17 protein-coding genes and 2 pseudogenes are annotated in these 19,967 nt (G+C 70.3%); 10 read left to right on the top strand and 9 right to left on the bottom strand.

What is annotated here, in order from left to right:
- Positions 1–92: 92 nt before the first annotated feature.
- The 3 genes from AC069R_RS31095 to AC069R_RS31085 all read right to left on the bottom strand — a co-directional run bounded on the left by AC069R_RS31095 (position 93) and on the right by AC069R_RS31085 (position 3,452).
- The gene (locus AC069R_RS31095; RefSeq protein ID WP_478770064.1) at positions 93–1,304 is read right to left on the bottom strand and encodes a ParB/RepB/Spo0J family partition protein; all 1,212 of its coding nucleotides are present in this window, start codon (positions 1,302–1,304) and stop codon (positions 93–95) included.
- A complete protein-coding gene (locus AC069R_RS31090) occupies positions 1,301–2,560 on the bottom strand; it encodes a ParA family protein (protein WP_478770063.1) in 1,260 nt (419 codons plus the stop codon). The genes AC069R_RS31095 and AC069R_RS31090 overlap by 4 nt, the downstream gene beginning before the upstream one ends.
- 301 nt (positions 2,561–2,861) lie before the next feature.
- Complete coding sequence (locus tag AC069R_RS31085; protein WP_478770062.1) at positions 2,862–3,452, bottom strand: TetR/AcrR family transcriptional regulator; 591 nt, start codon at positions 3,450–3,452, stop codon at positions 2,862–2,864.
- A gap of 129 nt (positions 3,453–3,581) precedes the next feature.
- Here AC069R_RS31085 and AC069R_RS31080 point away from each other — a divergent pair, with 129 nt between their 5' ends.
- The 3 genes from AC069R_RS31080 (at position 3,582) to tpg (ending at position 6,975) form a co-directional block, all read left to right on the top strand.
- Positions 3,582–3,962, top strand: a complete 381-nt coding sequence (locus tag AC069R_RS31080; RefSeq protein WP_478770061.1) for a nuclear transport factor 2 family protein — start codon at positions 3,582–3,584, stop codon at positions 3,960–3,962.
- 229 nt (positions 3,963–4,191) lie between these two features.
- Entirely contained in the window at positions 4,192–6,414 is a 2,223-nt protein-coding gene (tap, locus tag AC069R_RS31075) for a telomere-associated protein Tap (RefSeq protein WP_478770060.1), read from the top strand.
- 3 nt (positions 6,415–6,417) lie between these two features.
- Positions 6,418–6,975 (top strand): telomere-protecting terminal protein Tpg, encoded by a 558-nt coding sequence (gene tpg, locus AC069R_RS31070; RefSeq protein WP_478770059.1) that lies wholly within the window; start codon positions 6,418–6,420, stop codon positions 6,973–6,975.
- A gap of 300 nt (positions 6,976–7,275) precedes the next feature.
- On the opposite strand, the gene AC069R_RS31065 is transcribed toward tpg, so the two are convergent.
- Positions 7,276–7,509: a phosphatase PAP2 family protein gene (locus AC069R_RS31065; protein ID WP_478770058.1), complete on the bottom strand. Its 234-nt coding sequence runs from the start codon at positions 7,507–7,509 to the stop codon at positions 7,276–7,278.
- A gap of 345 nt (positions 7,510–7,854) precedes the next feature.
- Between AC069R_RS31065 and AC069R_RS31060 the strand changes: the two genes are divergently transcribed.
- The 6 genes from AC069R_RS31060 (at position 7,855) to AC069R_RS31035 (ending at position 14,658) form a co-directional block, all read left to right on the top strand.
- Positions 7,855–8,007, top strand: coding sequence for a hypothetical protein (locus tag AC069R_RS31060; protein WP_478770057.1), 153 nt, complete (start codon positions 7,855–7,857; stop codon positions 8,005–8,007).
- A gap of 83 nt (positions 8,008–8,090) precedes the next feature.
- Complete coding sequence (locus tag AC069R_RS31055) at positions 8,091–10,424, top strand: B12-binding domain-containing radical SAM protein (RefSeq protein WP_478770056.1); 2,334 nt, start codon at positions 8,091–8,093, stop codon at positions 10,422–10,424.
- Positions 10,425–10,438: 14 nt separating this feature from the next.
- On the top strand, positions 10,439–11,680 hold the full coding sequence (locus AC069R_RS31050) for a hypothetical protein (RefSeq protein ID WP_478770055.1): 1,242 nt from the start codon (positions 10,439–10,441) through the stop codon (positions 11,678–11,680).
- Positions 11,677–12,915 carry an MFS transporter gene (locus tag AC069R_RS31045; protein WP_478770054.1) on the top strand — a complete coding sequence of 413 codons (1,239 nt, stop codon included), beginning with the start codon at positions 11,677–11,679 and terminating at the stop codon, positions 12,913–12,915. The genes AC069R_RS31050 and AC069R_RS31045 overlap by 4 nt, the downstream gene beginning before the upstream one ends.
- A complete protein-coding gene (locus AC069R_RS31040) occupies positions 12,912–13,589 on the top strand; it encodes a hypothetical protein (RefSeq protein ID WP_478770053.1) in 678 nt (225 codons plus the stop codon). Before AC069R_RS31045 ends, AC069R_RS31040 begins: the two co-directional genes overlap by 4 nt.
- Before the next feature lie 43 nt (positions 13,590–13,632).
- Entirely contained in the window at positions 13,633–14,658 is a 1,026-nt protein-coding gene (locus tag AC069R_RS31035) for a class I SAM-dependent methyltransferase (protein ID WP_478770052.1), read from the top strand.
- A 149-nt stretch (positions 14,659–14,807) separates the two neighbouring features.
- On the opposite strand, the gene AC069R_RS31030 is transcribed toward AC069R_RS31035, so the two are convergent.
- From AC069R_RS31030 to AC069R_RS31020, 3 genes and pseudogenes are all read right to left on the bottom strand, one after another.
- Positions 14,808–15,266, bottom strand: a complete 459-nt coding sequence (locus AC069R_RS31030) for a PPOX class F420-dependent oxidoreductase (protein WP_478770051.1) — start codon at positions 15,264–15,266, stop codon at positions 14,808–14,810.
- A 75-nt stretch (positions 15,267–15,341) separates the two neighbouring features.
- A pseudogene (locus AC069R_RS31025) lies at positions 15,342–15,729 on the bottom strand (integrase core domain-containing protein); the annotation flags it as partial.
- Positions 15,730–16,528: 799 nt separating this feature from the next.
- Positions 16,529–16,870: a hypothetical protein gene (locus AC069R_RS31020; protein WP_478770050.1), complete on the bottom strand. Its 342-nt coding sequence runs from the start codon at positions 16,868–16,870 to the stop codon at positions 16,529–16,531.
- A gap of 950 nt (positions 16,871–17,820) precedes the next feature.
- Between AC069R_RS31020 and AC069R_RS31015 the strand changes: the two genes are divergently transcribed.
- Positions 17,821–18,273: a hypothetical protein gene (locus tag AC069R_RS31015; RefSeq protein ID WP_478770049.1), complete on the top strand. Its 453-nt coding sequence runs from the start codon at positions 17,821–17,823 to the stop codon at positions 18,271–18,273.
- A gap of 123 nt (positions 18,274–18,396) precedes the next feature.
- Here the strand turns inward: AC069R_RS31015 and AC069R_RS31010 are convergent.
- Positions 18,397–18,582, bottom strand: a pseudogene (locus AC069R_RS31010) (hypothetical protein); the annotation flags it as partial.
- A gap of 61 nt (positions 18,583–18,643) precedes the next feature.
- On the bottom strand, positions 18,644–19,201 hold the full coding sequence (locus AC069R_RS31005; protein WP_478770048.1) for a hypothetical protein: 558 nt from the start codon (positions 19,199–19,201) through the stop codon (positions 18,644–18,646).
- Positions 19,202–19,967 lie beyond the last annotated feature (766 nt).

The following is a 19,967-nucleotide window of genomic DNA, read 5'->3' as shown; positions in this document are numbered from 1 at the left end:
CGCAGGACGTGTTCCTTCACCACCAGGCAATCGCCCCGGCGTCCAGCTCCGCGCCGGGGCGTCGCCGAGGGAGCCCGCGGGCCCGTATGAACTCATCCAGCGTGGACCGCTTGGCTGTCCCTGTGTTTGATCAGCAGGTCCAGCATCTTGTCGAACTCCTGCGGCGGCATCTTGTGGATCAGGAAGTACGCCGCGTCCGTGCCGTTCTCATAGGGGAACCTCTTCGGCTGTGATCCCCCCGCACCAGCCGTCGTATCGGCGGCTGTGCCCTGGACCGGCAGCGTCGTGGCAGCAGCCTCCTCGGCTCCGCTGGCAGCCCCCGCGCCTTCCCTGCCCGCCGACTCGCGGACCACAGGCCGATCGGTGACGCCCTTCGGGGCGGATGCCGGTGCCGACGCTGGTGCCGATCCCGGTGCTGGAGCCGATGCTGGAGCGGAGTTCGCGCCCCGCGCACTGTCTGACGCGCCCCCCGCCCGCGCCCTCTGAGGCGCCTCGGTGATTACGCCGTAATCACCACCGCGAGGCTCCGCGACGCCCTCTGCCGATCCCCCGGCGGGTTGCTCGCGCTGAGTCTTCGCCGTGCGAGACCTCTCCTCCTCCCGACGGAGTCGTTCCGCCTTCAGTTCCCGCAAGGCCGCCTCCTGCTCGTCGGCCGGCTTGTTGCCGACCGCGCGCAGGAGGTCGATGGGCTCCTCCCCGACGAGGGCCTGTAGCTCGGGCGTCAGATTGAGCAGGGCGAGACGCTGTGACACCCAGCCCTGCGAGCGGTGCAGGCGCTTGGCCAGGGCCCGCTGACTCCCGTGGATGGCCAGCAGCCTTTGGAGGGCGCGCGCTTCGTCGATCTCTTCCAGGTCCTGCCGGTGGATGTTGGCGACCAGAGCGGATTCGAGAAGTTCCTCCGAGGTGGCCCCCTGGTCGTCGCTGACCATCACCTTGACGGTGGCGAGTCCGGCTTCGCGGGCGGCGGCGAGACGGCTGCTGCCGTCCACGACGACATGGGTGGTGTCCGGCTCAAGGGCGGCTTCCTGGCCGGGGTTGGCTTTGACGTAGGCGTCACGGTTCATGACCGTGATCGCCTGCTTCTGCCCATGGGTCTTCAGGCTGCCGACGAGATCGGTCAGATCCCCGAGAGCGGAGCGCGGGTTGTCGGGGTTGGGGCTGATGCGGTGGACGGGAAGCTCCGTGGGGGCCGCGACGCCCTCGGTGGGAACCCCGGTCGCGGCGGCCACGGCCTGGCGGCGGGCACTGATGGGGCGCACTCCCCCGCCGAAACGGCCACTGCCCAGCTGGTCGGCCTTGCTCACAGGACCTCCTTGGCCAGGGCCCGCATCCCCACGGCCTGCTGCGATTTGGGCGCGTAGGACAGCAGGGGCTTCTTCACCCGGACGGCTTCCTTCTGCTCCTTCAGGTCACCGATGAGGCCGACGACGCGCGGATCCTTTATGTCGACCCACCCCTGGAGCGACGAGGTGGCGATGTAACCGCGGCGGGAGTCGTAGAGGTTCACGACGATGCCGAGGTAATCGATGTCGACCTTGAGGTCGCCGCGAAGGTCGTCGATCTGGGTGGTGAGCAGCTCGTAGGCATCCGCGGAACTGTCCTCGGCCTGGACGACGATCAACGCGCCGGACTGGCCGGGCTTCTCCCCGTCACGGCGTCGGCCGTAGTAGGCGGCGGCATCCATGCTCAGGCCGAGGCTGGGCGGGCAGTCGACGATGATTACGTCGTAATCAGCCTCCAGCGGCGCGAGAGCCCGCTCAAGCGCGGCCTCACGGGCCCGTACGGCGGACAGGCGTACGTCGAGGAGGAAGGCGTCGTTGCAGGCGGGCAGCAGGTGGAGCCTGCCGCCGAAGTTGTCCTCGTCGATGGAGACGATGAGGTCGCGGAGGTCACCCTTGGGGTCCCCCGCCATGTGGTTGGTGAGGCTGTCGCCGTTCATGGGCAGCGGCGTCGCGCCCAGTTGGTTGGTGAGGTGACACTGCGGGTCGAAGTCGACGAGCAGCACCTTCAGACCCGGACCGGGAAGGTTCTCGATGTCGAGCGGGTCGTCCACCGGCGGCATGTCGCCTGACTGTGTCTCACTGTCCCGCAAAGCTTTGGTGAGCGCCTTCGCGACCCGTACGGGGTACAGGGCTTCGGAATCCTCGGCCAGCGCCTCCCCCAGCCCCGCGGTGATCGCGGTCTTGCCGACCCCGCCCTTCTGGTTGCAGACGATGATCCGGCGGGTGATCTCGGGCCGTTCGACTTCCGGCGCGGGATTGGCGTCGAGCCAGAGCTGGACGGATTGGGCAAGCCCCTGGATGAGCGAGACCCGCCGGTCCGTCGCGATCTGCCTGAACTCCTCCCACTGCCCGGGAGGCAGGAAGGTGGAGAAGGAATCGGCGCCGGAGGTATCGATGGTTGCGGCGGTGGAGGCCAGTCGGCACCAGTCCGTGATGCCCTGCTCGACTGCGACCTGGATTTCGACGCCGTACTGAGCGGCTCTGACTTTGAGGCTCTGCCGGAGCCAGCCCGGCAGTTTGGAGACGACCTTCTCGCGATCGTTGGCTGGCGAACTCATGAAGACACCATACTAACGTCCTTGATCATCTACCTCACCGACACGTTAGTTAAGCCTCTTTGTTACCGCGTCAGCTCCCACGCAAGGTGATTACGCCGTAATCACCGGACCGCCCTCCCCGCCGACCCTTCCCTGTGGAGCAGAGCGATTACGGCGTAATCATCACGCAGCACACCGGAGGGAGCGCCGCAACCGAGGTGCCCTCGGCATGGCGCGCCACCGGCCCCTCGGCGCTCTCACCGGTCGGGTGATTACGCCGTAATCACCCGACGTCGGCTCCCGCCCACCCTGGTGACCTGTCTCAGCGGAGTTTGATCGCCGGGTGCCAGGTCCCGCTGAACAGGTCGGCCACCAGGGCGCGGGCGTAGGTTTCGTCGGTGTCGGGCACGGAGAAGACGGTGCGGAAGTAGAGCGGGGCGACGATCTGGTCGAGCAGTCGCTCCAGTGGGGGAGGTGTCTCGCCCCGATCGCGGGAGGCTTCGAGGATCGTGTCGAGGCCGGCCGTGGCGCGCCGCAGACATTCCCGCAGGCCGCTGCGGCGCTCGTCGATGTCGGGGGAGACCTCTGCCCGGAAGAAGGCGATCCCGCCGGGCCGGGTCAGGTCGGCCAGTGTCCGGGTCGCGTAGGTCTCCAGGTCGGTGCGGAGGTCGCCGCTGGAGGACGGCGGGGCGGCGGATTCGCGCAGGGCGGCCACCTCGGCGAGCAGGGCCTGGAGTGTGCCCCAGCGCCGGTAGACGGTGGTGGGATTGACCCCGGCGCGTTCGGCGACTGCGGGGATCGTCAGCTGGGTCACGTCGCGTTCACCGGCCAGGTCGGTGACGGCTTGGTGGACGGCCGCCTGGACGCGGGCGCTGCGGCCGCCGGGACGCTTGGCGGGGGGTTCGGCATTCACGCCTCCGAGACTAACGCAGATCCGATTGCTTTTAGAGGTCGAGGAGCGCTAGCCTGCACTAAAGCAAATCGATCTGCTTTAGTGCGCTGCTTCAGCCGTGCCATCGCTCGCACTCCGAAGGGGACTGCCATGACCACCACCGCCCACGACCTCGGCCGGCGCTTCCACGCCGCACTCACCTCCGGCGACTGGCCGGCCATCCGGTCCCTGCTCCACGACGACGCCACCTGGACCCTGCCGGGCGACAACACCGTCAGCGGTACCGTCGTCGGCGCGGACGCCGTGGTCGAACGCGCTCAGAAGATCGCCTCGTACGGCCTGTCCTTCGAGCTGCTGCACATCCTGGAAAGCCGCGAGAACATGGCCCTGTCGCTGCACAACACCGCCCGGCGCCCGGACGCGATCCTCGACGAGTACCTGACCACCGTCTGCCGCCTGCGCGACGGCAGGATCGCCGACATCGAGACCTACCTGTCGGACGTTCCCGGTATGAACGCCTTCTTCGTCTGACGCCAACTCAGGCTCCTGATGCCTGCCGGGGGAGTGCTCGGGTGATTACGCCGTAATCACCCGACGCAGGAACCCGACGCAGGCACCCGCCCACTTGCTCTCCTCCGCCCTGAGTGATTACGCCGTAATCACTCACTCTTACCCCCGCACCTCCATGTGCGATCCACGGGCGACACTTCGTCCGATTCAATGAGCGCTTTGGATAGGGTGTCCCTTGGAGGTGAGCCCTGTGGCCACTGAGGACCAACTGTTCAGCGCGGTGGATGCGCTGCTTGAGCAAGTCGCCCAGGATGCGCTCCCGAGCCCGGCCGAGCGCAAGCGCCTGCGAGAGGCCGCCGGGCTCAGCCAGGCCCAGGTGGCGTCCGCGCTGAAGACCCGCCGGGAAACGGTCGCGAGCTGGGAATCCGGCAGGAACGAACCCCGCCCGCCACAACGCGCCGCCTACGCCCGCCTGCTGGAGAAGCTGGCCGAGCGCTTCCCGGCCCCCGACGAGGCACCCGCCCCGGAGCCGGAGTCGTTCCCCGCCCCGGCGCCCGCTCCCACCCCGGCCGCGGCGTCCGTTCCCGCCCCGGCGCCCGCGATGACGGCCCCGACCTCGGCCGTACGACCGGCGCCCGCCGTGAGGCCGGCCACCTCCTCCCAGCACCCCGGCGTGAAGAAGGCGGCGAAGGGGGCGGCGAAGGGGGCGGCGAAGGGGCCCGCCACCACGGCAGCCACCGACAGCCGGTTCGAGAACGGCCCGCTGGCCGTGGTCGACGTCGACGAGGACGGCCAGGTGGCGGCGTACTGCGTCGGCGGCCTGGTCCTGGACGTGCCCGCCAAGACCCTGCCCGCGCTGGTCGACTGGACACTGACCGAGGCCAAGCTCGGCCAGGCCCGGCTGCACCGCCACGGCAAGGACGCCGACCCGGTCCTCGTCCTCACCTCCGCCGCGCTGGAGCGCTACGGCCTGCCCGCCGAACTGTCGCCCGAAGACCGGCGCGCCGGACGGCTGCCGGCCGACCACAAAGTGATCAAGCAGATCGCCAAGGCAGGGCAGCAACTCACCCGGCGCGGATTCGGCGCGTGGGCGCGCGTCTTCCGCGAACCGGAGGGCTCCCGGCGCCGCTGCGTGCAGCTGTGCATCCCGGCCTGGGGCGCGCTGCCCATCGACGAGTGGGACAACAAGAACGACCCCCAGCTGCCCACCATGCACGCCGCGGAACTGGCCCGCTTCCTGGGCACGTACGCGGACCGGGTGATGACACCACGCGGCACCACGGCGGTCACCGGCCTGGAGCTGATGACGGCGCTGCGCCCCCCCACCCGCGCGGAGAAGGACGAGGCCACCGGAGAGTTCAAACCGGCGCTGAACGACGACGCACTCACCCGGCTCTACGACGTGGTGGAGTGCGAAATCCCCGATGAACACCCGAAGTTGAGGGGAAGGTACGCCCGGCACCACCAGCGCACCCCGGCCGAGATGCTGATGGAGGAGCCTTACAACTGGTGCCGGCAGCTGACCGACGACGAGTGCATGCAGCCGTACCTGGTCGCCATCGACGTCAACATGGCCTTCGCCGCCGCCGCGAACGGCCTCACCGTCGGCCTGAACGGCCCCACCCACGTGACCGGCAACCCCCGGTTCGACCCGGCGCTGCCCGGCTCGTGGCTGGTCGACCTCTCCCACGTCGACCTCTCCCGCGTCCAGGTCAACGGCCGCTCCCTCGACGCCGACCGGCTGCCCTCGCCGTTCACACCGACCGGCGACCGCCCCGACGGCCCGGCCTGGTACGCCACCCCCACCGTCGCCTACGCGCAGGAACTGGGCTTCGACGTCGCACCGATCGAGGCGTACGTGCGCACCCGGACCGGGCGCTACCTGGACCCCTGGTACAAGCGGCTGCGTGACGCCTACGTCACGACGATGGCCGACCTCGGCGTCACCACCGACATGGCCGGAAGCGAGTTCCTGGACGCCATGGCCCGCTCCGGGGACGCCGACCCGGCCCTGCTCCTCGTACTGAAGGCCATCAAGGCCACGGCGAAGGGCGGGATCGGCAAACTGCGGCAGCGCAACCGCGGCCAGGTGCCGTACTACGAGCCGTGGCCGGCCCTGGAACGCCTCACCTGGCGTCCCGACATCCGGGCGGCCGTCCTGGCGAGCGTCCGGATCAGCATGCACCGCAAGATGATGAAGACCGCCGCCGCGGCCGGCGTCTACCCCGTCGCGATCAGCACCGACGCCCTCGTCTACCCCTCACCCGGCCCCTCCCCGCTGGACTTCCTGCCGCACACGCCCGAAGGCAAGCCCGCGCCGGGCTCGTTCCGGCTCGGCGTCTCACCCGGCATGGTCAAGCACCAGGGCACCCGGACCGTGCTGTGGGCGGAGCAGCAATTCGAGGAGCACGGCGGCGTCTTCAACATCGCCAACCTCGTCAAGACCGACCCGACCGCCGGGGAAGGCGAGTAACCCATGGTGGACTCGATCGGAGACGGCCTGGACCGCGCGCTGGAGGCGGCATTCACCCGCCGCCCCCCGCAGAGCGCCCAGGCGCAGATGAAGTACCTCGTCAAGCAGCTCAAGGGCACCAGGGCCGTCGCTCAGCTCCTCGGGATCTCCCAGCGCACCGTGGAACGGTACGTGGCCGGCCAGCTCAAACGACCCCGCCGCGAGCTGCGCGACCGCATGGAGCGCGAGGTCAAGAAGCGCTGGCAGCCCCAGGTACGCGCCAGGGCACGCAGAAGGGCGGCCACCAGCGACGGCCTGGTCGTCTCCACCCGCGCCCGGTTCGGGTTCACCGCGGCGCCGGGCACCACCGACGACGCCCGCATCCGCGACATCCTCCAGGCCCTGCCGCCCGAGTTCGCCGCCCAACTGTTCACCGCCCGCGAGCAGGGCGCCACCGAATCCCAGCTCCAGCAGATCGCCGCCGACGGCCTCGCCCAGATGTACTTCCGCGCCAACAACACCCGCGCCCACGGCCTGGGCGTGGAATTCACCGATATCGAACAGATCGAGATCCAGCTGTAAGGGCCTGGGCAGTCCCCACGGGCCCACGCCTGCTGGGAAGTGGGCGCGCAGGCGGTCCACCGCGTCCAGGTGCGGCTCGCGGACGACGTAGCGGGTGATCCCCCAACGGCGTCGGTGCTTGTCCAGGGCGGCCGTGATCTTTCGTGCCGTGCCCGCCCAGGGCGTAGGGAGGCTTCGCGCGCCGGGGCGGTGGACCGGCCGACGGCGCCCTGCTCGATCAGGTCGATCTGGCGGTCGATGTCCTCGGCGTTCAGCGCGCCTCGTGCAGGTAACCGTCGGGCAGGGCGCGGCCCAGCCCGCTCACCCGCTCACCCGCTCGGCGGCCTCCAGGGCAGCCGGCACCGCGCACACGGCCCCGGCCAGCGGCCAGGTGGGGGTGACAGCGCCAGCGAAGGCCACTGCTGCCCTGGTGTGCCCGGAGGGGAACGACGAGGACGCGGTCCGGTCCGCGACCTCATCGTGCGGAATCCACTCCTTGGGCGGGCGCGGGCATTCACTCACCCGCTCGCACACGCCGTCGGAGACCAGTCGCACCAAGGTGAGAGCCGCCAAACCCGCCACCGCTGCCGCACCGCGACTACGCCCGGCTCGTCGGTCGTCCACCACATGGAGCGCTGCTCGACGTCGGCCCATCGACCCGGCCATGGACCGGGTTGCTGCCGCCGGATCGGGCCGCCCTCGGTGCGCAGGGTGAATCGGTGGCCCGGAGGGTTCCCCGAAAGGATCTCGAGCGTCGTCCGAGGGATGTTCCAGGCGATGTTGGTTGTCTGTGTGACGTGCCGGACGCCCGGGGAGTCGGGCGTGCGCCGCGGCCGTGCATCGCACAGCGCACCACCCCATCAAGTCAACGTGCCATCGAGTCAGGAGATCGGAGTACGCATGAACATCAACCACGAGGAATCCGCTCAGGAGCTCGACGCCGACAAGCTCGCCGCCCTCGCGGAGACGGACGAGGCTACCGCCGCCCAGCCGGTCACCCCGAAGCGCACCAACAGCAAGTACGCCCTGCTGCAGGACGGCACCGACAGCTGACACCGCGGGACCTGTCCGCGCACTGACGGCCACGCTCGCTCGACTCCCCACCCCATCCGGCATCGGACTTCACGAGGGCTCATATGCGGCAGCCTCGAATTCTCCTGGTCAATCCGCCCATCTGGAACGTGTACGCGCCCCACCTCGCGGTACCGCTGCTCGCCGCCGTCATGCGGCGGCACGGCTGGCAGGTCACTTCGCTCGACCTGAGCATCGAGCAGACGGACTGGCTGCTCTCCTCCGAAGGCCTCGGGGAGCTGCTGCCGAAGGCGGAGCGCCGCCTGGACGGCCTCGCCGCGCACGAGCGCGGGGCGCACGAAGAGATCCTCACCGTGTTCGGTGACACGGTGCGGCGCCTGGACGCCGCGCGCGCGGCGCTCAAGTCCCGTGCTGTACTGGCCGATCCGGCCGCTTTCACCGACGCCGCCACCGTCGTCCGCAACGGGCTCGCCTGTGTCTCCGCCTCCTTCCCCGGCCTGAGGTTCGACCTCCGGGGAAACTTCTCGTGCTTCTCGCACCGGCGCTCCGACGACATCCTGTTGGCGGCCGGTTCGCCGGACCGCAACGTGTACGCGTGGGCGCTGGAGCGGCGCCCGATCCCCGGCCTCGACGACCCCGACCTGGCGGTGGCCGGTATCTCGGTCTCCGCCGACACCCAGCTGATCGCGGCCCTCACCACCGCCCGGCACATCAAGCTCCGCCGCCCCGACGTGCACGTGGTGATGGGCGGCAACCTGACCACGCGGATGGTCAGCCGCTGGCAGGAGGAGCATCCCTTCTTCGCGTACGTCGACTCGTTCGTGTCGTACGAGGGCGAGGATGCGCTGCCCGCGCTGTGCGACCGGATCACCGGCCGCGACGACCGACCGGTGCCCGGGCTCCTGGAACGGGACGGGCGCGGCGGCCTGTCGCGCACCCCGGCCGCCATGGTCGACGTCTCCGACCTGCCTACGCCGGACTTCGACGGACTGCCCCTCGACCGCTACTTCGCCCCCGGCCCCGTGCTGCCGCTGCAGGCGTCGCGCAGCTGTGCCTGGGACTGCGCGTTCTGCTCGATCCCCTTCGCCAGCAACAAGTTCCGCATCCGCCGCCCCGAGCAGGTCGTCCATGATATGGCGGCGCTCGCGGCCAAGCACGGCAGCGACAGCTTCATGTTCGTCGACGAGATCATGACGCTGACGTCGCTGCGGGGCGTCTCCCGAGAGCTGAACGACGGCGGGCACGAGCTGTACTGGTACGGCGAGACCCGGTTCAGCAAGGGGCTCGACGACGAACTGGCCGCCGCGCTGCGCCGCTCCGGCTGCCGTCGCCTTGACCTCGGCCTGGAGTCGTACAACCAGCGCGTGCTCGACCTGATGCGCAAGGGCACCAAGGTCGACGACATCGAGCCGTCGCTCCAGGCGCTGCTGGGCAACAAGGTCCCGGTACACCTCTTCTGCATGACCGGGTTTCCCGGCGAGACCGAAGAAGAGGCCCTGCGCACCCAGGAGTTCGCCGCTCAGGCGCTGCGACGGTCCGTCGAGGAGTTCGGCGTGCCGTACTCGACCGCCGCCAACGGGCCGTTCATCCTCGACGTGTTGTCGCCCGTCGGCGAGCGACCCGACCTGTTCGGCGTCGAGCTGATCCCGCCGGACGAGGGCGAGGATCTGGCCTTCGACCTCGACTACACGGTGAGCGCGGGGCTCAGCCGGCAGGACGCGGCCCGGCTGACCTCCGGCGGGCCCGGCGGCCCGGTCGTCGGCGCCGCCTTCCACCGGGGGACGTGGATCGGGGACGCCGAGGAGTGGTCGTTCCTGTGGGCGCTCGCCGAGGCGGAGCTGCCGGCCCGGCAGGTGGCCGTGCCCGCCGCACCTTGCCCCGAAGTGGGGCGGGCCGCCACGGTGCGGCTCGCGGACGGCGTACGCGGACGGGTCTCGGTCACCGGGCGCGGCGTCCTGCTGCACGTGCCGTCGTGCGACGCCCTGCTCGACATACCGGAAGAATGGCGGCCACTGCTCGACGGGCGAGACCACGCCCTGGCCGACCTGTGGCGTGACATCCCCTCGCCCCGCGCGGCCGCGGCGACGCTGGCGCGGCTCACCTCCCACGGCGCGCTCAGTGTCGAACAGCGCTTCTCCACCGAGGAGTTGGCCTGCGTATGGTACGCCGCGCAGCCCCATCTCGTACGGGATTCCCGGACCGATGGCAGCTGTCTGCTCGTCTCCCCGGAAACCGGCCGGGCCGTCAGGGTGAGCGCCGCCGGACGGCTGCTGTGGCTGCTCGCCGCCGACGGCGCGACCGACGCCGAGCTGGCGGAGCGGTCCCGGCTGCCCGAGCGGCAGCGGCGGCTGCTCCTGCAGAACCTCGCCGAACACCGGGTGATCGCCTCCGCAGCGCTCGCACCCGGGCTTCTCGAACTGCCGCGCGTCGCGGCCTGACGACAGGAGTTGCTGTGCCCCACCCGGCCCCCGCGACGGACGCCAGACTGGACCGATTCTGGAAGGACTTCGCCTCCCGCCACTGGGAGCGCGCCCCGCTGACGCTGCCCTCGTCGCCGGTCCAACTCGGGCTCACAGAGGAGCAGTTGGTCCGCGCCCTGACGCTGGCCGCCGACCCCGCCAACCGGGTCAAGGGCTCGGGCCTGCCCCGGGTCGTGGTGACGGTCGACGGCCGGACCCAGCCCATCGACACCCGGCCGTTCCTGCCGCTGCCCCACGACCACGACCTGGACGCCTACCTCGCCCGCGTCGACGCGCGGATGCGCGAGCACGAGTGGAGCGTCGCCGTCTCCGGACTGCACGCCGTCGACGCGGCGCTGTGGGACCGGGCCAAGAAGTTGGCCGACGACGTCCACCGGTACACGGGCAGCCGGGTCGCCGGACGCGTCGACATCGACACCTTCATCGGCCGCTACACCTCCACCAACGTGGGGGTGCACGTGGACCACGCCGGGAACTTCGGCTTCACCCTGCGCGGCCGCAAGCTCCTGCTGACCTGGCCGCCGGAGCTGGCGGACCGGGTCCCCCAGCACACCGCCGACTACGCCGCGGCCCGCGGCCTCGCCGACGAACTGGTCGGTGTGCCAGGCGCGTTGACGTACTTCCCCTCCGAGCAGCTGCACGTCGGCGAGGCCCCGGACGCCGTGGCCGTCAACGTCAACATCGCCTTCTTCACCCGCAGCGACCCGGCCGCGCTCGTCGTCGACGCGGTCGGCACCCTGCTCGGCCGGGCTCGTGCGGCGGGCGAGGCCCCGGTCGTCGCGGACGGCATCCCGGCGCAGGCCGCCGCCGCACTGGCCACGCTCGACGGGCTGAGCGGCGCCGAGATCGCAGACGTCGTCTGGGAGCAGCACATGACCGCGGTGACCTCCGGCGGCCTCGGGGTCGGCAGGCCCGCCGATCCGCTCGTCCCGGTGCCCCGCCGGGCCCGGGTGCGCACCCGTCCGGAGGCCGAGGTGCGCCAGCGGCTGCTCGCTGACGGGCGGCACGCCGTCGCCGCCCAGGGGCACACCCTGAAGGTCGCCGCGCATCCGCAGGTCGCCGCGGCCGTGACCGCACTTGCCGACGGGGACACCCTCGATCTCGCCGACTGGGAGCGCGCGGCGGACCCCGAAGCCGTACCGCTGCTGCACGCCGTGCTGCTCAGGCTGTCGGCGTGGCGGGCCGTCGAGGCCGAGGAGGCACAGGGCCGGTGACCGCGATCCGAGCGAGCAGGCCCGCGGCGCTCCTGGTGGTCGCCGCCCTGCTGGTGAGCACCGTGGGCGACGAGGTCGCGATGGTGGCGCTCGCCCTGCGCGGGGCCGACCGCACGGGACTGACGTCGGTAGTGTCGGCACAGATGCTGGCCGGTCTGGTGCCCGGCATCGCGCTGGGCGGTCCCATCGGCCGGATCTGCGACCGGTTCCGGCTGGACGGCGTCCTCGCGACCGCCCTGGCCCTGGAGTGCGTGATCGCGGCGGGTGCGGCCGCCGTCGCGGACGGGGCACTGCTGCTCATCGCCACGATGCTGCTGCTCGGTGTGCTCGGGGCCGTCGCCCAGACCTGTGTGATGACCCTCGTGCCGCAGCTGTACCCGCAGGCCGACGCACAGCTGCGGATGAACGGGCTCATGGAGTCGGTGCGCAACGCCGGATACATCGCCGGCCCCTTGCTCGTGGGCCTGTTGACGGCACACGGCGGCACCGGCCTCGCGCTCTGTGTCGACGCGGCCACCTTCGCCTTCGCGCTGCTGGCGATCCCGGTGATCAGCGCCTGGCTGGCGGCGGCTCCGCGCAGCGGCGGACCCGCGCCGCAGGAGGCGGCGGAGCGGCCCGAGGGCGGCCTGAAAGTCGGCCTGTCGCTGCTGTGGGCGGGGCGCCGGATCACCCTCGGCACGGTCGTGATCACGATCGCGGCGACCTCGGTGGCCAATGTGCTGCTGCCGTTCTTCGCCCACGACATCCCCGGCGGCACCGCCGTCTACGGGACGCTCCTCGCCACCTGGAGCGTGGGCCTCGTCCTCGGCCCGTGCCTGCTGCGCGGCCCGCTCGGTCGCAGGCCCACCGCCCGGGTCGCCGTCGCCGCGGCCACCGCCATCGGCGTCAGCTATCTGGTGACCGGCGCGTTCCCCGTCATCCCCGTCATGCTGGCGGCCTTCCTGGGCGGCGGCATGGCCAACGCCGTGCAGAACGTGGCGCTGCGCACCCATGTGATGGCCCACTGCCCGCCCGAGGTACGGGGCCGGGTGGGCGCCGCGTACGGGGCGACGCTGCAGAGCGCCGTGGCGGTCGGCTTCGCGCTGGCCGGACTCGCCCCGGCCGACTGGGCCCGCTGGGGCATCCTGGCCGGCGGGGTGATCGCCACCCTGGCCGGACTGTGCGGAGGGCTGCGGGCGGTGGGAGCCGCGCCGGTGGCCGCGGCGCCGGTTCTGGAAGGAGGCAGGACGTCATGAGTGAACGCCCCCTCGTGCTCGACCCGGTCGTGCCCCGGTTCTGCGCGCAGACGGGAGCCTCGCTCCCGCTCGCCTGGGAACTGGCCTGGACCCCGCACCCCGACGAACCGGTGGTCCGCCTTGCACCGCCGCCCGAGCCCCGGGTCCTGGACCGCGGAGTCTGGCCTCGTGTGCTGCCGCCGGACACCGTCCTCGCACCGGCGCGGACGGCCCGGCTCAGCCGCACTCCCGTCCCGTTCCTGGGTGCGGGCGGACCGGTGGCCGTACTGTCCTGCGCGCGACCGGCCGCCTTCGCCGAACTGCCCGTGCCTGTCGGCGAGTTGCTGGGTGACGGCTCCTCCGTCGCCGAGCTGCGCGCGGCGTGGGGCGGGGCGGACGCGGCCGTCGACCACCTGCTCGTGGGCCTGCTCCGCCTTGGCCTGCTGACCGGCGCCCCGGCGGCGCCGAACGACGCGCCCCGGGCACTGGTGCGGGAGGCCTGGGTGACGGACGCCGGGGACGGCGTCCTGGCGCACACCCCGACGGGCAACTTCCTCCGGGTGGGCACGGCGGCGCTCGCCCTGTGGCAGTTGGCGGGTACCGGGCCCGGTGTCGCCAGCGACGACGTTCCCGACCGACTCCGCGACGTGGCCGACCGGTTGCTGTCGGCGGGGATGCTGCGGGCCGTCGCCTGACGGGCGCCCGGTGACGATGCGAGGGACGAGAGGGGACATACGCGTGGACGTGTCGGCCGACGAGGCGGTGCGGGGGCTCACCCGGCCCGGAATGGGAACGGAGAACGCCGGACCCGTGCTGCGGGCGGTGACCAGGATGACACGGCCGCGCACGGTGGTCGAGGTGGGCGCCGGTTCCTCGACGCTGCACCTGCTGCTCGGACTGCGCGACGCCCAGGAGGAGGCCGCCGCGGACCGGCGGCTGATCGGCGGTGCGGTGTCGGACGACGAGCGGGCCTCCGTCCTGCACCCGCGCTCCGCGCTCGGCGACTACGCGCCCCGGCTCCTCGTCGTCGACGACATCTCCGTGGCCGGGACGTCCGCGCACCAGGTGAACGACGCGGCCCGCGCGCTGGGCCTCGACTCCCTGCTCACCTTCGTCCAGCGGGACTTCTTCGACCTCACCGAGCAGGAGCTCGACGCCTGGGGGCCGCTGGACCTGGTGTGGCTGGACGCGGGGACGCAGGCCGACGACGCTGGGTTCCTCGCGGCGCTGTGGCCCCGCCTGGCCCCGGGCGGCACGGTCGTGCTGCACGAGCCGTATCTCGCCACGACGGCCGAGACCCGGGACGGACGGACGGCGTGCCGGGTCGTCCCCACACCCCTGGTGCAGGATCTGCGTCGCCAAGTGGCGGTGCCGCAGGGCGAGTTCGACGTCCTCACCCTGAGCGAGCCGCACAAGCACCGGCAGACGGGCCTGCTGCTGCTGCGCAAGCACGCCGCGTGGGAGCGCGACCGGGGCGTTCCGTTCACCGAGGAGCTCCAGGCACTCGGGGAGACACCCTCGGTCGGGGTGCCCCGGCTCGGCGCAGCACCGCGGCAGCCGATCCTCGCGGCGCTGGCCGACGCCACCCGCCGCACCGTCCACAGCGCGCTCGTCCTGAACCCCGACACCGCCGAGGGCCTCGCCGCCCGCCTCGATACCGCCCCGGCCCAGATCACCGAGGCCCTCACCGCCCTCCAGCGGGCGGGCCTCGTCTCCTACGACGACCAGCGCTGGTCGTCGGTCGACGAGGTCTGGCAGCCCTAGGGGGTGACTTCAAATGATCACCGCTGGTGGATCACGGTGTCGTGTTACGTCGCCATGAACTGTCGGACGCCGCTCGCCGTCTGCTATCACGCGACCGTGCTGGTCGTAGCCATCAACGAGTGGCTACGACCAGCACGGACCTGATCGTCCTAGCCGTTGATGTCGAGTGCTGTTCCATACAGCCGGTCCACCTTCAACCGAATGACCACTCGGTGCTCGGCAACCAACTGCTCCAGAAACGCGTCTTCATTCTCCGGCTTTGCGGCCTGTGGGATCATTCCGAGCAGTTCCCGACCAACCGCATCACCAGGAACCGTCGTGATCTCCGAGACTTCGGCCTCGCCTTCGGCCACGGCGAACGACCACACGTCGCCGCCCTGCACATGCAGTGAGGCACGCGGGTCGCGCCGCAGGTGCCCGACCTTGATGCGGTCGACCGTCGTTGAGAACCGCACGATGCGGGCCTCGGAGTCCCAGCTGTACAGCATGGTGGTCAGGTGAGGATGGCCACTGCGCTTGACGGTGGCGAGCGTGCCGAACTGCTGGTTGCCAAGCAGGTTGGAGAGGGCTTCGTCGGAGAGTGGGCGAGGCGCTGGTCCTTGAGTCATGATGTGATCAACGTCCGTAGCCGTCAAACAATTTCGTGGACGCAGCGAGCCCCCTCCCCACTTTCACGACACACCCTAGGTGTGCTGTTCGGAGAGGTTGGTGACGCGGCTGGCGGGTGGTTGGCCGCTGATGCCGGTGTGGGGTCGGTGGTAGTTGTACCAGTCGAGCCAGTCGGGAAACGCGGCCTGTCTCTCGGCTTCTGAGGTGTAGGGCCCTCTGGTAGGCCCATTCGTAGAGCAGGGTGCGGTGGAAGCGTTCGACCTTGCCGTTGGTCTGCGGGCGCCAGGGCCTGGTCCAGCGGGGACTGTTGCCCAGCTCGCGGCAGGTGTCGCGCCGGGTGTTCTTGGTGTAGGCCCAGGCGTTGTCGGTCAGGACCCGCTCGACGGTCACGCCGCATTCGGCGAACCAGGCGACCGCTCGTCGTAGGAAGCTGGCGCAGGTCGTAGCCTTCTCGTCGGGCAGGTCGTCCCCGCGCCCGCGGGGATAGCTCAGGGTTCGTCATGCCGTAGTCGATGCCCAGCCAGTCGTCCCCGCGCCTGCGGGGGTAGCTCCGCCGGGGCGACCCTGCGCCACACCCTGACCAGGTCGTCCCCGCATGCGCGGGGGTAGTTCGATAGCGCTGTGCCTGTTCCGGGGCCTGACGGGCGTGCAGGGCGCTGTGCCGCCGCTCCTGCTGCAGCGCGGCGTCGCCGGGCCGCCCCCCTGCCGCGAACTGCATGGGGGTCTGCGTGCTGATCTGCTGGCGCGGCTGCTGCTCGGCCTGGAGTTACTCGGCGGCCGTTCGCGGTCGCGGGCATTGGCGCGCAGCTCTACGGCCTCTTGCCGGGCCTGCTGGGCGGCTCGGGCGGCCGCGCTGAGTATGAGGCTGCGCTCACTCGACTTCGTGATGCTATGCGCATTGATCTGGGAGCCGACCGGGAATCCACGGTGGCTCGGTAGGGATCGACTGGCCAAGCGGATGGGCAGTCAGACATGCGCCGGTTCGGCGCCTCTGGCACGGATGCCGATCAGCCGGCGGCCTTCTCGTCTGCTCGTCACCGACCATGCCTACGCCGTCCTGTTCCTGGGTCGTGTGTCCAAGACGATCACCGTGCTGTAGCTGACCTACCTCGGCTGATCGCGCCGCGCCGGGTATGCGGGCCACGCGTCGTGGCCCCACGGGCGGGCCATGACATGGGCCGCCCGTGGGGGCTTCGAGCCGCAGAGCGCCGGGCATGCGACTTCGCTGGAGGAAGGAGCGGTGCTGCGTGGGCGGGACGGGTCAGGTAAGTCGCCGTCCCATCTTTGCCGACTGCCGGTTGTGTCCCTTCGTGTCCCACCACTCTTCCAGATGGGCGTGGACGAGGTGCACGAGCTGCAGCAGCCGGTCGGGAGGAGGCGCGGGTGAGGCGAGCACATCCGCCCAGGACTTGTCCTCCCAGGGGAGGGTGACGACCCAACGTTCATCCGGGTGGTCCTGGCGGCGCACAGTCAGCCAGTACCTCAACGTCGCGCTGCGGTCAGGATGGTGCTCGACGGTCATTCTGATGACCTCGAACCGGAGTCCGTCAGCGGTGACGTACGAACGGCTCAGTGCCCGCTCGGCTGGTGTCTGTTCCTCCATGGGTATCCGCCCTTTCGCCTCGGCCCGCACCCTGACATCGTGTTCAGCAGCGGGCAGCGCCGGCGGCTGCCGGCCGGTCGACGTTGTAGGCCCATCTCATCCGGCTCGCCGACGGGCTGGACGGTATCGCGAATCGATCCGTTCGACTGGCCGCAGGGGTAGTCCAGTTCGTCGTAGAAGCCCAGCAATCCCAGCACGGCGTCTCCTTCGACGAGCCTTTTCATCCTGCTGGCACTCGTAGACGCTGACCACTGGCAGGAAGCGTTCGAGGGCCTGATGGACCGCATCGCAGGCAGGTTCGCCCGGGTGTTCACCATTCTGGGCCGGGCACGCCGGTCTCGAACTCTACCCGGCCGTACAGCAGCCGCCCGTGCTGGTCATCGCTCTCGGGGTGTTCGTTGACGATGGCCGCGATCGTCCCGCACCTCTTGATGTTGTGGCGGCCGGTGAAGTACTGCCAGCCGAACTCGGAGCCCTCGTACCGGGTGACGGCCTTCCGGCCTTGAAGGTCCGATTCCGCACCTTTCCGCCCCCGCCGAGAGTCCGCGTACCGGTGGTGAGAACCGCACCGGGTCCATGCGTTACGCCCCCAGCCCGAGTAGCCGGGCGGGGCGCAAGGTGTAACAGGAGTGCGAGGGCGAGCGGCGGACGATGAAGTGCCTGGAGGACGCGGTCCGCCGGGTCCACGGCAACCACGCCTTTCGGCCGCCGCGCTCGCGGCTGACTGCACGATGCAACGGAGACCCGACTTCCCTTCAGAGCATCGTTGTTCGATGCTGGAGTACTTGCTCGACACGTTCGAGCGCGGAAAGTCCGGTCCGTTCCAGTCAATTGACCCAGTCTGAGCGACGCAGAAAGGGGGGCGTCGTAAACACTTCCGGCGCTTCTCTTGCGCGTGTGGACACGCAAGGCAATGACGGCCGGCGAGGGAAGCAGGAGATGCCCCGTTGATGTACAGAGATCCCGAGAATCGAGCCGGTGCTGAGGCGCACGGTCATTCATTCACCTCAGGGGAAAACGTCGCCGCCGGGAATGAACTCGCAGACCGAGTCTGCCGGGAACTGCACCGTGCCGGTATTCCCGCGTACGTCATGTTTCCGGAAGTGACGAAACAGCCCGGTGCTCGGGTGGAAGTTGACGACAGCCAGGGTGATCACGCCGGTGGCCTCTATGTTCGCTGGAGCGCACCGGATCTGGCAGAGGCCGGGATAGAGGCGGTGACAGAACGGCAGGACCCGGCGGCGCCGGAATGGAGACATCATGCCGAGGTCGTTCTCCTCATGCGGAGGGCGTTGATCGGGATCCTGAGGTTGGCCGGCTTCTCCGCGGTACCGGCCGAGGAGGTCGACGACATCGCCAAGGGCGATGTCTACGTCCACGCCGGTACGCCATCGTTTTCGTGAACGCTGCGTCGACGGGGGGCCTGAGGTCAAGACCGTCGGGTCGGAGCGCGGGGGCGAGGGGGTGTCCGCTCCCTCCGGCGCGTTCCAGGCCCCACCCCCGTGTGACGCGTCCCACTGCCCCGTTCAAACACCGTTGCCAGGCCGGAGTACGCGTTCTGCCCGGAGTTCTTGGGCGTTGCGGGCGGTCACGAGGTTCTTGCCCGATCCGGTGGCCATGATGACCTGGGTGTGTAGTCCTCGCAGGGGCATGACGGATCTTGCGGGCAGTTCGAGGGCGCGCGGCACCGCGTCCACGGCTTCTCGCTGGTGGGGGCGGAGTTTCGCGCCGGGCTTTCCTGTTCGTGCCGTGCGGTGTTCGGGGGTGGCTGGGTCAGGTGGCGTTGTAGGCGAGTTCGGCGAGCTTCAGTGCGTCGGTCAGGCTGGGTTCGCCGTCGGTGAGGTCGATGCTGACGCGGTATTCCCGGTGCCCGGTGTGGAGTGTGCGGGCGGTGGTGATGCCCAGGCTCTGGAGCTGTTCGTCGGTGTGGTTGAGGCGGAGGTTGATGCTGCTGAACTCGGGGTACACGTAGGCGAAGCCCCCGAACTGCGATCCCTGTTTGCGCAGGCGCAGGTAGCGGCTGTAGTCCAGGGGTGCTCCGGGCTGGGCGCTCTTGCGCTTGATGCCGTGGACGACCACGTTGTCCCAGCGGGTCGTCTCCTCGAGGAACCGGACAAACAGCTCAGGGGCCGGGCTGCGGCCCAGCAGCTTGCGTACCGTCTCCTGGCCCTCCTCGGCCACGCCGGGAATGTGGATCGACGGCGCGATGCCCCGGTCGGCGTTCACCGCCACCGAAACGGTGCCGAGGCTCTGGCCTGTCAGCTTCCGCAGGAGCTCGGAGGCGTCCAGTTCCTCGGGGGCTCCTTCGAACTGAAAGACAGTCAGCTTCATTGTGTCCTCCTCTTTTATCGCTCCCAGGGTAACCAGTAACTATGGGTAATTCAAGCTTCTATGCGTAGTATTCGGAGTGAGGGGATGTTTTTTCTGACGGCCCTGCCCCCGACAGCCGGGTGTCGTCGGTCGGTGAATCTGAGCAGTGGTCATGTTCGTGTCCTTGGGTTGTGCAGTTCGACGTACTGGGTGAAAAGCTTCCGATGCACCAACGGAGCGGCCACGGCCTTGGTATGACCGCACATCAGCCCGCATGCGGGGCCCGAGCCTCCCCGCCATCGCGGAACACTGCGCAGGTTCATCGGGTACTGCGCAGTTGTTGCAGTGGCCGGCCGCTGGGGGTGCGGCACGTACCGCCGAGGGGGCCCGAATCCAGTTTCAATCCATATCTCGCTTTGAAGCAAAGCCAAGAAGGGCCTTCAGGCGGCAACCATTCCGGCCGTCATCCGCCAGTCGCCCTCCACCTTCCCAGCCAGCCTGACCCAGCGACCGGCTCACCCCCTCCAGGCGCGTTTGTTGAGCGGGGGAGCGCAGCGGACCCGCCGACCCCGGACTGGAGCGGAGCGGAAGGCCGGGGCCGAGGGCGGAGCCCTCGACCGCTCCGGGAGCGCAGCGGACGGAGCATCAACCTGCCTGCGAAGTAGGCAGGTTGGGCGGTGCGCGCAGCGCACCGCCAGCGCACCCGCGGAGCGGGAGCGCAACCCCCGCGCGCAGCGCGGGGGTTCGCTTACTTCGGGCGCAGCCCGAAGGGGACCCGCTCCGCGGG

It is taken from the genome of Streptomyces sp. NPDC043952 (assembly GCF_056435325.1).
Note: the sequence above shows the minus strand (reverse complement) of the source record. Positions and strands in the feature narration are given on the sequence as shown.

Excerpts from the sequence above, each read along its gene's own strand:
- AC069R_RS31090 (WP_478770063.1), bottom strand. The coding sequence starts at position 2,560 with ATGAGTTCGCCAGCCAACGATCGCGAGAAGGTCGTCTCCAAACTGCCG.
- AC069R_RS31080 (WP_478770061.1), top strand. The coding sequence starts at position 3,582 with ATGACCACCACCGCCCACGACCTCGGCCGGCGCTTCCACGCCGCACTC.
- tpg (WP_478770059.1), top strand. The coding sequence starts at position 6,418 with ATGGTGGACTCGATCGGAGACGGCCTGGACCGCGCGCTGGAGGCGGCA.
- AC069R_RS31060 (WP_478770057.1), top strand. The coding sequence starts at position 7,855 with ATGAACATCAACCACGAGGAATCCGCTCAGGAGCTCGACGCCGACAAG.
- AC069R_RS31055 (WP_478770056.1), top strand. The coding sequence starts at position 8,091 with ATGCGGCAGCCTCGAATTCTCCTGGTCAATCCGCCCATCTGGAACGTG.
- AC069R_RS31040 (WP_478770053.1), top strand. The coding sequence starts at position 12,912 with ATGAGTGAACGCCCCCTCGTGCTCGACCCGGTCGTGCCCCGGTTCTGC.
- AC069R_RS31030 (WP_478770051.1), bottom strand. The coding sequence starts at position 15,266 with ATGACTCAAGGACCAGCGCCTCGCCCACTCTCCGACGAAGCCCTCTCC.
- AC069R_RS31020 (WP_478770050.1), bottom strand. The coding sequence starts at position 16,870 with ATGGAGGAACAGACACCAGCCGAGCGGGCACTGAGCCGTTCGTACGTC.
- AC069R_RS31015 (WP_478770049.1), top strand. The coding sequence starts at position 17,821 with ATGTACAGAGATCCCGAGAATCGAGCCGGTGCTGAGGCGCACGGTCAT.
- AC069R_RS31005 (WP_478770048.1), bottom strand. The coding sequence starts at position 19,201 with ATGAAGCTGACTGTCTTTCAGTTCGAAGGAGCCCCCGAGGAACTGGAC.